The 13,798-nt window shown below is 45.0% G+C and carries 13 protein-coding genes; 3 read left to right on the forward strand and 10 right to left on the reverse strand.

Annotated elements, in window-relative coordinates:
• Window positions 1-22 precede the first annotated feature (22 nt).
• Complete coding sequence (locus A37S_RS0104050) at window positions 23-772, reverse strand: class I SAM-dependent methyltransferase (RefSeq protein ID WP_245586302.1); 750 nt, start codon at window positions 770-772, stop codon at window positions 23-25.
• 71 nt (window positions 773-843) lie between these two features.
• Here A37S_RS0104050 and A37S_RS0104055 point away from each other — a divergent pair, with 71 nt between their 5' ends.
• A complete protein-coding gene (locus A37S_RS0104055) occupies window positions 844-1,701 on the forward strand; it encodes a transglutaminase-like domain-containing protein (RefSeq protein ID WP_028295876.1) in 858 nt (285 codons plus the stop codon).
• 32 nt (window positions 1,702-1,733) lie between these two features.
• Here the strand turns inward: A37S_RS0104055 and A37S_RS0104060 are convergent, their stop codons facing one another.
• Both A37S_RS0104060 and katG read right to left on the reverse strand, forming a co-directional pair.
• The gene (locus A37S_RS0104060) at window positions 1,734-2,804 is read right to left on the reverse strand and encodes a YncE family protein (protein ID WP_028295877.1); all 1,071 of its coding nucleotides are present in this window, start codon (window positions 2,802-2,804) and stop codon (window positions 1,734-1,736) included.
• A gap of 271 nt (window positions 2,805-3,075) precedes the next feature.
• Window positions 3,076-5,259, reverse strand: coding sequence for a catalase/peroxidase HPI (gene katG / locus A37S_RS0104070; protein WP_028295878.1), 2,184 nt, complete (start codon window positions 5,257-5,259; stop codon window positions 3,076-3,078).
• Window positions 5,260-5,475: 216 nt separating this feature from the next.
• Between katG and A37S_RS0104075 the strand changes: the two genes are divergently transcribed.
• Window positions 5,476-6,420 (forward strand): hydrogen peroxide-inducible genes activator, encoded by a 945-nt coding sequence (locus tag A37S_RS0104075; protein ID WP_028295879.1) that lies wholly within the window; start codon window positions 5,476-5,478, stop codon window positions 6,418-6,420.
• Here the strand turns inward: A37S_RS0104075 and A37S_RS23530 are convergent.
• The 7 genes from A37S_RS23530 to A37S_RS23535 form a co-directional block, all read right to left on the reverse strand.
• Window positions 6,417-7,430: a YihY/virulence factor BrkB family protein gene (locus A37S_RS23530; RefSeq protein ID WP_084163740.1), complete on the reverse strand. Its 1,014-nt coding sequence runs from the start codon at window positions 7,428-7,430 to the stop codon at window positions 6,417-6,419. The two genes, A37S_RS0104075 and A37S_RS23530, sit on opposite strands and share 4 nt — an antisense overlap.
• 33 nt (window positions 7,431-7,463) lie before the next feature.
• The gene (locus A37S_RS0104085) at window positions 7,464-8,675 is read right to left on the reverse strand and encodes an alanine dehydrogenase (RefSeq protein WP_028295880.1); all 1,212 of its coding nucleotides are present in this window, start codon (window positions 8,673-8,675) and stop codon (window positions 7,464-7,466) included.
• A 65-nt stretch (window positions 8,676-8,740) separates the two neighbouring features.
• The gene (tsaE, locus tag A37S_RS0104090; RefSeq protein WP_028295881.1) at window positions 8,741-9,172 is read right to left on the reverse strand and encodes a tRNA (adenosine(37)-N6)-threonylcarbamoyltransferase complex ATPase subunit type 1 TsaE; all 432 of its coding nucleotides are present in this window, start codon (window positions 9,170-9,172) and stop codon (window positions 8,741-8,743) included.
• Window positions 9,173-9,196: 24 nt separating this feature from the next.
• Window positions 9,197-10,750 (reverse strand): T9SS response regulator signal transducer PorX, encoded by a 1,554-nt coding sequence (gene porX, locus A37S_RS0104095; protein ID WP_028295882.1) that lies wholly within the window; start codon window positions 10,748-10,750, stop codon window positions 9,197-9,199.
• Window positions 10,751-10,863: 113 nt separating this feature from the next.
• The gene (locus tag A37S_RS0104100; protein WP_028295883.1) at window positions 10,864-12,345 is read right to left on the reverse strand and encodes a M20/M25/M40 family metallo-hydrolase; all 1,482 of its coding nucleotides are present in this window, start codon (window positions 12,343-12,345) and stop codon (window positions 10,864-10,866) included.
• A gap of 188 nt (window positions 12,346-12,533) precedes the next feature.
• A complete protein-coding gene (locus tag A37S_RS0104105) occupies window positions 12,534-12,938 on the reverse strand; it encodes a type II toxin-antitoxin system VapC family toxin (RefSeq protein WP_028295884.1) in 405 nt (134 codons plus the stop codon).
• Window position 12,939: 1 nt separating this feature from the next.
• On the reverse strand, window positions 12,940-13,194 hold the full coding sequence (locus A37S_RS23535) for a hypothetical protein (RefSeq protein WP_051292707.1): 255 nt from the start codon (window positions 13,192-13,194) through the stop codon (window positions 12,940-12,942).
• Between the two features lie 280 nt (window positions 13,195-13,474).
• Between A37S_RS23535 and A37S_RS23540 the strand changes: the two genes are divergently transcribed.
• Window positions 13,475-13,741: a JAB domain-containing protein gene (locus A37S_RS23540; RefSeq protein WP_051292708.1), complete on the forward strand. Its 267-nt coding sequence runs from the start codon at window positions 13,475-13,477 to the stop codon at window positions 13,739-13,741.
• Window positions 13,742-13,798 lie beyond the last annotated feature (57 nt).

A 13,798-nucleotide genomic window follows, 5' to 3' on the forward strand; every position in this document is an offset into this window, starting at 1 on the left:
TCTGGAAAACACAATCAAGCAATTAGAACCTTATCTTAAAATGTTCTTCCTCCCTGCCTTTTTTTAAGAATATTAGTCCCATGTAAAACAGGTCTATCGTAAGGTTAACTTTCGGATGTGCCTTGATGGTCTCCCATGTTTTTTTCATGTCATCGTTCCAGTAAATATCAACATATATTATTACAGAATGATCATTTACGTAGTTCAATGCCTCGGAAAGATAACACATGTTTGCCTCGTAATCATGATGCCCATTTATAAAAAGGAGGTCCAAAGTGCCCAAATCATTCAATAGCCGAGCTAGCGTACTGTTTGGTTCACCTACACTTAGGTTTATATTGGAAAGCTGCAATTGCTCAAACGTTTCTTCAGCCAATAGGGCTGTTTGCCCCTCTTCTATGGCATACAAGTGGCTTGCAGGACATGCCTTGGCTAGGTATGCCGTAGCGATGCCCATGCAGTCCCCTATCACCACCATGTTAGCAGGCTCAAAATGAGCGGACAAACGTGCAAGCAACTGTACTACACGAGGTGTTGGCAAGGCATTCTTAACTATTGCCCTATCATACCTGTAGAGCTGCTTACGCCTTCTTTCAATAGCAGCATCATACTGCTTCGGACTGAAATCGTATATCACCTCATCTACCAGCCGATATACAAATGGAGAATGTACGCCATGCCTAGTCTTTGCAGCGACAAAATGCGTCAAATAGTCCAAGAAAAACCTGATATTGGCCATGGACGCAAAGGTAAGCTTTTTGCGATGAATCACATTACTGGCAGATACTTCACAAAAACTCTTCGTTATTGTTGGAACATGGAAGGTTTGCTATATTTGTATATATGCTTAGCGAAAAAGAAATAAAGTCATTAATAGATCTGCTGGATGATCCCGATGAAGAAATCTACGGAATGGTGGAAGAAAAGATCCTCTCACTGGGAAGTCATGTAATAGAATCATTGGAGGAAGAGTGGGAAGGGGCTTTTGAACCTTTAAAGCAATCGCGTATAGAGTATCTCATCCATAAGATACAGTTCAGCCAGACAGTTACTTCTTTGCGTACATGGTACCTGGGAGGGGCATACGATTTATTGGAAGGTCTGCTCATTGTGAATCGCTACCAATATCCCGATAAGGATGAGCAGGAAATAATTAACATACTGGAAGAAATAAAACGCGATGTATGGCTTGAAATGATCTATAACATGAGCGCGGTGGAAAAGGTACGTCTACTCAACAACGTGCTCTACAATAAGCACGGCTTTCGCGGCAATACCAAGAACTACCACGATCCGGAGAATTCCTATATCGGCCGGGTACTGGAGACCAAACGGGGCAATCCTATTCTATTGGCTTCCATCTATTCTATCATAGCGCAAAAAGTCGATCTACCAGTGTATGGGGTCAACTTACCTAGGCATTTTATTTTGGCTTATCTTGACGAGGATGCCCATCACGAGAAGGAAGTTTTGTTTTATATCAATGCTTTCAATAGGGGACAGATTTTTGGCAAGCACGACGTATTTGCTTTCTTGAAGCAACTCAATTTACCAAATGAAAAGCATTTTTTTGAACCTTGTGATAACTTGGCTATCATTACCAGGGTATTGCGCAACCTACTGTCGTCATATAGCCAATCTGGCACGAGCGAAAAAGTCATGGAAATCCAGAGGCTACTCGATATACTGGGACAAGATTAAAAAGCGGAAAATTTTCCTTTTTTTATCTTTCTCTATCTAGCATCCAGGTGTATAAACTCGGGGGTCCGCGCAATCCCCGCACCAAATGTAAGCGTACCCAACGGAGTCGCATTGCCATTGGCCGTAGTGATATCAAACAGCAGGATACTATGGGCAGTTCTATCTGCTACGTAAAGCCTTTTCTTTGCACTTCTTTCATCTATGGCCACGTCTGCCGGATTGCTAAATCCGGTGATCGTTCGCGTGGGATTGACCTCTCCACCAGCTGAGAACTTGCTTTTTGCGTCTTCTATGATGAACACCTTGCCATCATTATCAGCTACAGCCAAAATGTCTAGGGAATCGCTGTAGCTAAGCCCCCGCAGGTCTGTAGCTCCAGCAATGGTAATGGACGACAGTATCTCTGGAGTAACGGTCGTATCCTCCCCTCCTATGCTGCTGTTAAGTCCTGCATATAACCTAATCTCATGTGCATTTCCAGACATGCTCACGAAAAGAGTATCATTGCTCGTATCTAGTCCAAAAGGTGTAGAGTTTGCGCCGGTATAGAAGCGTTTGGTAGGCCTGATATAATTTGTCAGCGATTGTGGCCCCAGATAAAAATGAACGTATCTGCCATTCAGGTCTGCTACGTATAATTGATTGACTCTGGTATTGCTACTGTTTAGGTAGCTGTAGAGTGCGATATCTCTAATACCATTGGTCACCAATGTATCTACAAAATAGGTGGAGGCACTAATAACGCCTGCATTGCTCAAGGTAAATGAGCGAATATATTTATCTCGGCTTCCTGCTTGAAACAATCGTGAAATATCGGCATTGAAAACCACTCCTCTACCATTGCCGTTGGTGGTTTGGCTATTATAGCCTAACACAGTGCCTCTTATGGCTCCGTCGATGATACTGTCCGCCGGATCAATGGCAACAATATTGTTATAGACTTCCGAGGTTCCATCATCTACATAAATATCCGAAAAGGAGACATACAACCTGGTTATCGGTACGATAGGAGCAATAGGTTCGTCATCTACTCGCTTGCACGAAACGATAAAAAATAATGATAGGAACAGGAAAAAAATATATTTGGCAATATGCAGCATCATCTTTCAACAATCAATACGCAAACATACTAAAAAGTGACCAAGGCACAATGCGCTGATCACTCTCCTTTTCTTGCAGTGAATATTATGACAATTACCTAACTGGCATATCTTTCTCCCACTTCTGTTTCTTTTTTCGCGCGTATTCCAGGTCTATCCAGAGCGATCCTATGGGCATACAAGCAAAAAAATAGGCCACCGCAAATGCGGTGGCCACTTATCAATTGATGTGTGTTTGGTGTCATGGAAACCACTCGATCGTCTCCAGCTTCAATTACTGCGCTAAGTCAAAGCGGTCGAGGTTCATTACCTTCACCCATGCGGCAACAAAGTCTTTTACGAATTTTTCCTTTGAGTCCTCACTGGCGTAAACTTCAGCTACAGCCCTAAGCTCTGAATTTGATCCAAAGACCAAGTCCGCACGAGTAGCCGTCCATTTCAGGTCGCCACTGGCACGATCACGTCCCTCAAACAATTCTTGACGCTCATCAGCTGCCTTCCAAACTGTCCTCATGTCCAGCAAGTTGACAAAAAAATCATTGCTGAGCACACCGGGACGCTCAGTGAGCACACCATTTCTAGAGTGATCAAAGTTAGTATCCAAAGCGCGCATACCTCCCACAAGCACAGTCAGCTCAGGAACAGTTAAGGTGAGCAGCTGCGCCTTATCGATTAGCAATTCTTCTGTCGATGAATAATACTTGGCTTTCCGATTGTTTCGATAGTTGCGGAAACCATCCGCTAGCGGTTCTAAAAATTCGAAAAGGTCCACGCCGGTTTGTTCCTGGGAGGCATCTACACGACCCGGCGCAAATGGAATTTCGATGTTGATACCTGCAGCCCTTGCCGCTTGCTCAACGCCTACTCCACCAGCCAGTACGATTAGGTCTGCCAGCGATACCTTGCCAGATGCCTGTTGGATTGCCTCCAATTTTGCCAGTACTCCCGCCAATTCCGAGGGATTGTTGACTTCCCAATCCTTCTGCGGGGCGAGACGAATACGTGCACCATTGGCACCGCCACGCTTATCTCCGCCACGGAAAGTGGACGCCGATGCCCAAGCGGTGGATACCAGCTGTGAAATTGTCAGGCCCGACGCAACAATCTGCTCCTTGAGCTCGGCAATGTCAGCGCCACTGGGAGCAGGCAAGGTTGCCTGTGGCAGGGGATCCTGCCAAATAAGGTCTTCCTTAGGCACTTCAGGTCCCAGGTAGCGGGACTTTGGCCCCATATCACGATGGGTAAGCTTGAACCAAGCCCTAGCGAAGGCCTCGGCAAAGGCTTGCGGATCGTGCTTGAAGCGACGCGAGATTTTCTCGTATACCGGATCCATGCGTAGCGAAATGTCGGTGGTCAACATCGTTGGCCGGCGCTTGGGCGAATCGGGCGTCGGGCCAGGGATAATGAGCTCGGCATCTTTGGCCTCCCATTGGATGGCCCCTGCTGGGCTACGGGTTTGCTCCCATTCGAACTTGAAAAGGTTGTCGAAGAAAAAGTTGCTCCACTGCGCCGGTGTCTGGGTCCAGGTAACCTCCAAGCCGCTGGACACGGTGTCGGCACCGTGGCCACTGCCATAGTCGCTGATCCACCCGAGCCCTTGCGCCTCGATAGAAGCTGCCTCCGGGTCTGGGCCCTTATGCGACTCGGGAGCCGCACCATGTGTCTTGCCAAAGGTGTGGCCGCCGGCGATCAGCGCCACGGTTTCCTCATCGTTCATGCCCATTCGGGCGAAGGTTTCGCGGATGAAGCTCGCAGCGGACAACGGATCGCCATTAGCATTCGGACCTTCTGGATTGACGTAGATCAATCCCATCTCGGTAGCCCCAAGATGATCTTCGAATGATTCTAAGGGACGGTGCTCCAACCAAGTTTTTTCGCTACCCCAGTTCACGTCCTCGTCGGGTTCCCAGACATCCTCACGACCTGCGCCGAAACCGAAAGTCCGAAAGCCCATGCTTTCCAAAGCCACGTTACCCGTGAGAATCAACAGGTCGGCCCAGGAAATTTTCTGCCCATACTTTTGCTTGATGGGCCATAGCAAACGGCGTGATTTATCGATATTGACATTGTCTGGCCAGCTATCAAGCGGAGCAAAGCGCTGCTGACCACGGCCTCCGCCTCCGCGACCATCAAATGCACGGTAAGTGCCGGCACTATGCCAAGCCATACGGATGAACTGCGGACCATAATGGCCGAAATCCGCTGGCCACCAGTCTTGCGAATCGGTCATCAATTGCAGCAGATCCTTCTTCAATGCGTAATAATCCAATTTCTTGAACTCCTCCCGATAGTCAAACTTTTCACCCAACGGATCGGATTTAGTGGAATGTTGGCGCAAGAACCCCACCTCCAGTCGGTTAGGCCACCAATCCTTGTTGGTTGTAGCTTTGCTATTTTGGTGTTGTGGAGCAGCCCCATGAAATGGGCACTTGCTGATGTTGCTAGAATCGTTTTCCATTTTCTTTTATTTTATTAAAAAATCAGTTGTTTAGTTTATGGCATATTGGCTCCTTGGTCATTGGTCAAAAATACTTTTTTATTTCATTGATTTAAATTGATTATCTCTATCTTTGTATAGATATAATCTATTTATATTTACAAACAAAATAAACAATATTTATACAATCAATTCACACCGTTTGCTTTGGCAGGCAGTGACACCAAAATAGGCATTATGACATTGGTTCAATTGGAGTATATCGTTGCCGTAGACAATTATAAGAGTTTTGTAAGCGCAGCGCAGCACAGTTTTGTTACGCAACCCACCTTAAGCATGCAAATACAAAAGCTAGAGGATGAGCTGGGTCTAAAGATATTCGACAGGAGCCGACAGCCCATTATAGCCACGGAAGCTGGGGCCGAAATCATCAAGCAAGCACGTATCGTATTGAACGAAACCAAGAGGATCAAGGAGATTGTAGCCGACAGAAAGGGAGAGATGGAGGGTGAGATACGATTGGGCATCATACCCACAGTCGCCCCCTATTTACTGCCACGTGTATTAGGAAATTTCATGGCGAAATATCCAAAACTGCGCTTAAAGATATGGGAATACACTACGGAGAAAATAGTGGATGAAATAAAGCGGGGCATGCTTGACTGCGGGATCCTTTCCACCCCCTTACATCAGACCAACATAGAGGAATATCCTTTATTCTATGAAGCTTTTGTCACTTACCTTTCAAAACACAGTCCGCTTCACGATAAAAAACTGGTGACGGCCAATGACATACTTGGCGAAAAACTATGGTTGCTCAACGAGGGGCATTGCATGCGAAACCAGGTAATGAATATTTGCAACAAAGAGCGGTCTATGCATCCAGATAAGCTGTTTGAGTACAACACGGGAAGCGTGGAAACCCTGAAGCGCATGGTAGACAGCAATAGCGGTGTAACCATCATGCCGGAATTGAGCATCTCTGAATTCAATGAAGAAGAGCTAGAAAACGTACGCTATTTCAAAAATCCAGAACCTGTTCGCGAGATCAGCCTCGTTACCAAGGGAGATTATCTAAAAACCAAAGCAATTGAAGCTTTAAAAGCCGAAATAATAGCGACATTACCCTCTCGTTACACCGGCAGGAGAAAGATGGAAGTAATGAGCATCAACTCTACCTAAGCATTGGGAAACTTGGGATCTTGGGCTTCGTTGCTAAGCTCGTAAGAGCGTTCACCATCTTCCTCGTCGGAGGTTTCTTCCAAGCGTACCTTTACGGCAATGGAAGAAGGTTGTATGCCCATTCCGAACATTTCCGCATTTTGTTTGGTAAATTCGGCTCCTAAAAATAGGATATTGGCCGCATAAAATATCCACAGCAAGATAATAATGAGCGTTCCTGCAGCACCATAAGCCGAGCCTGGAGCAGCCTGAGTCATGTACAGACCTATGCCCCATTTGCCGATCATAAAAAGGACGGCGGTAAAAAATGCCCCTGAACGGACGTCCTTCCACCTAATCTTTATATCGGGCAAGAATTTAAAAATACATCCGAACAGGAAGGAAAGGACCAGAAAAGACAACGTGTTGTTTACTATATCCAACACATAGAGCGTGGTAGTATCAAAGAGATTATAGCCAAATACAAATACATCGGGCAAATAGCTGACGATAGACGTGCTAAGGGCGGTGATGAGACCACTGGCGATAAAGGAAACGATCAGGATAAAACCTAGGGAAAGTACGATAGAAAAGGAAAGCAGCCGATCCAATAGCATCTTTACCCAACCCCGTTTTGGTTTGGGCTTCACATTGAAAATCATGTTGAGGGTATCCTGCATCTCGATGAACACCTTGGTCGAGGAAAAGGCGAGTGTACCAACACCGATAATGGTCGCTATGGAGGAGCCTCTTCCAACGTTAAGATTTTGCACAATGGATTGCACGGTCGCTGCGGCGTCTGGCCCAATCAGTTCATTCAGCTCGGTAAAAATCCTTCCTTGTGCCGCATCTTCGCCCCAAACTATCCCCACGATGGCCATAATAATAATGATCAAGGGGGCCAAGGCAAAAATGGTATAATATGACAATGATGCAGCCATCTTAGTAGCCTTGTCCTCGCCAAACGATACGCCTGTTGCCTTAAGCACGCTAAAAGCGTCAACATAAAATGCTTTGGTAAGTATCCTCATATAACAATCTCTGGGAGAAAGTGACCTATGTGGCTATCTGCTGGAGACAATCATTAGATCAAGATCTTTCGGGGTCATATTGAACTTCTCTGCCATGTCTGCATTTGTCAACTGTCCTTGATAAAGATATATGGCTTTTCTAATACCCGTTTTCTCCCAGATCAGATTCCATAGCCCGCCCTTCTCTCCGATATCTAACAAGATAGGCGTGAAAATGTTTGTGAGGGCGTAGGTGGCCGTTCTGGCTACCCTTGAAGCAATATTGGGTACACAATAATGAATGACATCGTACTTTCTAAACACGGGCTCTTCGTGGTTGGTCACTTTGCTCGTCTCAAAGCAGCCGCCTTGGTCGATGGAGACGTCAATTAGCACAGAGTTCGGTTTCATCTTAGATACGGTCTCTTCGGTGACGATACAGGGGCATCTGCCACTCGGAGAGCGCATGGCACCGATGACGACATCGCAACTTAACACGGCCTTTCGCAAAACGATGGGCTGAATGACCGAAGTGAACACCCTATTACCTATGTTTGTCTGCAAACGCCGTAGACGATAGACCGAATTGTCGAAAACCTTGACCTGTGCGCCAAGTGCAATAGCCGTACGAGCAGCATATTCGCCTACAGTACCTGCGCCAATGATGACAATTTCGGTAGGCGGCACGCCGGTAATACCACCCAACATCAACCCTTTTCCATTAAAGATATTACTGAGGTATTCGGCAGCGATAAGCACGGATGTTGTGCCCACTATCTCGCTCATGGCGCGCACAACTGTAAGAATATTGCCTTCGTCCCTTAGGTACTCGTACGATAGCGCCGTTATTTTCTTGTTCATCATGGCCTTTAATGTTTCCATCGTCATGAAGGAAGGTGGCTGCGAGGAGAACAGTACCTGTCCAGGTTTCATCAGCGCGATTTCTTCCAATGTGGGGCCATTTATTTTTATGACGATGTCCGCCTGCATCACCCTTTCTTTCTCATATACGATGTTTGCACCCTGCTCGCTATAGTGGTGGTCCAAAAAATTGGCCCCATCGCCTGCACCAGATTCTAACAATACCTGATGCCCATTCTCTACCAGAAGTGCCACAGAAAGTGGTGTGAGCGGTATTCGATTTTCTTGATAGCTGATTTCCTTTGGAATACCGATGCATAAGCTATTTTTCTTGCTGCCGGTTTCTAATAAGGCCTCCTGCGGCTGCATCATGGCCTGTCTTGCCAGTTTGGACAATTCACTCATATATGTGTGGGTCTGCTTTACTCGAAAGTGGTGGGAAATTTACGCAAAAAAATCAATATATCCGATTAACTGGCTTCATTAATTTCCAAGGTAATTAGCCTGGATCTATCTGCTTGCGTCTTCATGTGAATTTTGATGTGATCTGGTGGCCATAGATTAGGAATTTTTTCTGACCATTCTACAAAACAAAAATGCCCCGAATAGAAATAGTCCTCATAGCCCAGGTCATAGGCTTCGGTCTCGTCGCGAAGACGATAGAAATCAAAATGGTATATCACCTCACCCTCTTTGCCCATATACTGATTAACTATGGAAAAAGTTGGGCTTGAGATATCTTGCGCTGGCACGCCAAGCGCTTGGCATAATGCCTTAATAAGCGTTGTTTTACCTGTCCCCATATCTGCAAAAAAAAGAAATACCGCAGGACGGCGAGTATATTTCAATATTTCCTCAGCCACCTGCGGTATTTCGTCAATGCCCTTTGCTATCAGTACCATAAGGCACAAAGGTAAGCAAAGCTTTTATTTGGGACTATATGTAATGCATGGAATAATCATCTCCTCCAACGAAATGCCTCCATGCTGGAACGTCTCGTTGAAATAATTCACAAATTGATTGTAATTATTAGGATAAACAAAATAGGTATCTTCCTTGGCAAAGATAAAGCTGGAGCTTACGTGCAGCTTGGGCAGTTTTGCATCTTGCGGATTTTTCACTAGAAATACATCTTTGTCTATGTAATTCAGGTTCTTCCCTTGCTTGTAACGTAAGTTGGTATTTGTATTCCTATCTCCTATTACCTTGCTTGGATGCCTTACCTTGATGGTACCGTGATCGGTCGTAATGACAACTTTTACATTTTTGCTCGCCAGCCACTTCAGCGCGTCTAATAAAGGCGAGTGCTGAAACCATGAAAGTGTGAGCGAACGGTAAGCCGCTTCGTCATTCGCCAATTCGCGAATCATGGCCATATCCGTTCGAGCATGGCTCAACATATCCACAAAATTGTAGACCAACACATTGAGTTCATTGCCCATGAGATTGGGCAAGATATCTACGACATCCCTGCCTTGCTCCAAGGTCAATATCTTGTTGTAGGAAAACTTACATTCTTTTCTGACGGTGCTTTTTATCAGTGCCGAAAGAAACGCTTCTTCATGTAGGTTTTTCCCTCCTTCATCTTCGTCGTTTTGCCATAACTGCGGAAACTGACGCTCCATGTCAGAGGGCATCATGCCACTGAATATCGCATTTCGAGCATATTGCGTGGCTGTAGGGAGTATACTATAATAGGTATCTTCCTCATCTATGCGGTAGTAATTTGCCAACACATCATTGATGACTTTCCATTGGTCATACCGCAGATTGTCTATCAGAAAAAAGAAAGTGGGTCTGTTGCTCTCCAACTGAGGAAAGACCTTCTTCCGGAGCAACTGAGGGGAGGTAAGGGGTCCGCTATCTGGGTCTTTCACCCATTTTAGATAATTCTTTTCAATAAACTTGGAGAACTGTGCATTGGCTTCCGATTTCTGCATGGTGAGGATTTCGTGCATACCCTCATCCTCTAATTTTTCAAGTGAGATCTCCCAATACACCAATTTTTTGTACACCTCTGCCCATTCCTTATAGTCCAAGTTATCGTTCAGCGTCATGCCCAGGTTACGAAACTCCTGCTGGTAGGCCATGGATGTCTTTTCACTCACCAATCGCTTGTTCTCGGTCAGCTTTTTTATCGTCAACAAAATCTGCTTTGGATTGACTGGCTTAATAAGATAGTCGTCTATTTTTGACCCTATGGCATCCTCCATTAGGAATTCTTCCTCGTTCTTGGTAACCATCACCATAGGCACCAAGGGGTTTATATTTTTGAGGGTGCTCAATGTTTCCAATCCCGTAAGTCCGGGCATATTTTCGTCGAGAAATACCAGATCGAAAAAGGAGTTTTTAAAAGCCTCCACGGCATCGTGTCCATTGGTCACAGTCTTAACGTAATAGCCCTTTTCGTTTAGAAGCATGATGTGGGGTTTCAACAGATCAATCTCATCATCAGCCCATAATATATTTGTTTCTTGCATGTGTAAGTTCCTTTACTTTTGTTGTAATGATCAAAAGGTATAAGGTACGAACTTAACAAAATGTTTTTGATAGACACCCTTTTTTAACATATCTTAACAGCAAGTATATAGATCTACTTTTTGTCATAGTTCTGCATTACCAGTTCAAAGTAACGGATCATCCTATTGAAGTTCTCAGTGCTGATTGACTCGTTCGTGTTGTGAATGCTCTGCTGCTCATCGGCATCTAAAGCAACTGGCATAAACCTGTAAATATGGTCGCTGACAATTTCGTATTTATAGGCATCCGTACCCCCAATCGTTAGATAGGGAGTCACAACAGCATCGGGAAAAACCGTATTGATACTTTCTTTCATCACCTCATATGCGCGCGTATCAGTTGGCGATACCTTAGATGCTTCGCGTGTATTGCTCACTTCTTCTATCGACACCTCAAATCCTTCACATGCCTTCTCAAGGTGCTCTCTGACGTCGGCAACGCTGTTGCCAGGCAAAATCCTGAAATTCACCACAAATTCAACCTCGGGCGCCAACACATTCGAAGCATCGCTTCCCTTCATCATTGTAAGTGCCGTAGTGGTCCTAGTCAATGCATTGGTCGCGTTGTTCTTCGCCAGGGAAGACAGCAGCACGGGTTTCAACAACCATTGGTTTGCAATGGCCAATCGATTGGCATAAGGCATCATACCGCCCACGTTGTCCAGAAAATTGGAGATGATCGGTATGACCATCGGCTTCATCTGGTTGTTTTCCAGCCTTTGCATGATGATTGCCGCCTTGCCTATCGCACTTTGCAAGGGTGGCATCGAAGAATGCCCTCCCAGGCCTTTTACCTTCACCCTGGCCGATAGGAAACCTTTCTCGGCACAGCCAATGAGTGCCACATCCGAGGTGATCCCCTGAATACTGCCTTTTGTCGAGATAATCCCACCCTCATCATAAACGGCATCGAAATGTAGCCCTTTCGCCTTAAAGTCTTCGGCAATCTTTGACGCGCCCTCAAGCCCGCCCACTTCTTCGTCAAAACCGAACGCAAGATAGATATCCCTTTGAGGCCTTGGCCCGTTTGCAATGATCTTGTTGATAGATTCCATAAGGCCAAACAACATCCCTTTCATATCCAAAGTTCCTCGTCCGTATATCCTTCCATTGATTACCGCTCCTGAGAAAGGAGCTTGTATGGAGGCGTCCAGACTGTCTTGCCCATCATAATTCCAAGCGGGCACGACATCATAATGAGAAAGGAATAAAATAGGTTTTAGATCCGGATTTTCGCCTTTTAACCTGAACACCAAACCATGGTTGTTTATCTTGTAATGTTCCGTTTTTTGGTATATGCGGGGATACGTTTTTTCCAGATAGGATGCAAATTCATCAAAGGGGGCATAATCGAACTCGGCATAATCCGCATTGGAAACACTGGGGATTCTGATGCCTTCAGAAAATCGTTGAATGGCAGCATCAGAAATTGGGGCTACATTTTCACCCGTGGGCCTTTCACTTGTGTCTAAAAAGGGATGTACTGCCGTTTTGATCAATAAAACTGCGACAAGTACGACCAATAACAGCGCTATGCCAATGACGATCTTTTTCATAATCCAAAAAATATTACCCAGTTTCGGAGGTTTATGCAAATTGAGAACTGATTCAAATGTACATGAAGTTTTTGGAAACTGCACACAGATGTATAAAAATGAACGCCAAGGCCTGTTATTGGTTCCTAAAGTGCCCTAAGAAACGAAAAAAGCCGTTTTTCCTTGCGGGAAAACGACTTTTCTGTTGGCTATAGAAAATGGATATTCAGCGAAGTGTAGGGTTGGATGCGTTTGAAGTCTTTATAATTGTAGGTATAGAGGCCGGAGCAATGTTGTTCAGCAATTGCGGTATGAATACAGTCATTAAAATCCTTAAAACCGATGGTCTTTGCCAGTTCCAACGCACGCGTAAATTCAATAGAACCATAGGCTACGGGCAAGGAAGACATCAATGTCATCAATTTAGCGGATATAAAGTCGGCAGGCTGGTCAAGTTTGGCCAGAACAAACCCAACTTCCTGTATATTGAGCCATGAAATTAGAAACGTATCGTCAACGATCATTTTTTCGATCAGATCATTAACCTTCAAGTGCAAACCCGGGTTTTGATTAACCAGCGAGTGAATCAGCACATCCGTATCAATATAATTCATATTAGATACCGTCCGGGTTATGCGCACTGTCGATTAAACCACGTATATCCATATTTGGGGAAATAACTGGAGCATTTTGTCGGTTGTCCTTAATCATTTGCAACAAACCTTTATTTGCCTCTTTGGGCAACCTTTCTTTTTTCTGATCCACGGATTTAACAATGATCTCCACCTCCTGTCCTTCAAACAAAGTCTTTAAGGATTTTAGAAAGGACATACTGATCTCTTTGGCCTTTAAACGATATGTCGTTTGCATAACAATTTCTTTTGATTATCAAAAGTACAAAATTATTCACAAAACGTCTGTGTTCGTCTTCTGGTAGGAAAAAGGGAGTTGCGACCTTTTTCCTACCACGGCACGGCCATTCCCCAACGGGGTGTGGCTGTTCCGTGGCAAGTTATTTTTGTGGGTGCGGGATTGAGGAACGAAAACCGTACGTACAAAAACACAACTTGCAAGTACAAAACAATAGAGAGGGATTATACCAAAATGTGCTGAAACAGCATATAAAGCAAGCTATCCGTATAACCGCGTATTGGGTATATATGAACTTTCAAGTGGAGGTATAGATGGAGTTACCGTTGACCAGCGTGCCATATTTGCAGCAGCGTTAAAAGCCAATGCAACACAGATCATACTGGCGCATAACCACCCTAGCGGAAATCTAAAACCAAGCCGAAACGATATACAGACAACCAAGCGACTGGTGGAATGTGGCCATATCATGGGCATAAAGGTGATAAAGCATCTAATCATTACGGTGGACGGATATTCCAGCATGTGTGACGAGGGGTTGATGTAAAATGGCATAATGGCTAAACATGGCTCTTGAAACTTTTGGGGTTTCACCGCCCGTTTA

This window comes from Olivibacter sitiensis DSM 17696, from assembly GCF_000427965.1.
In the GTDB taxonomy this organism is placed as follows: domain Bacteria; phylum Bacteroidota; class Bacteroidia; order Sphingobacteriales; family Sphingobacteriaceae; genus Olivibacter; species Olivibacter sitiensis.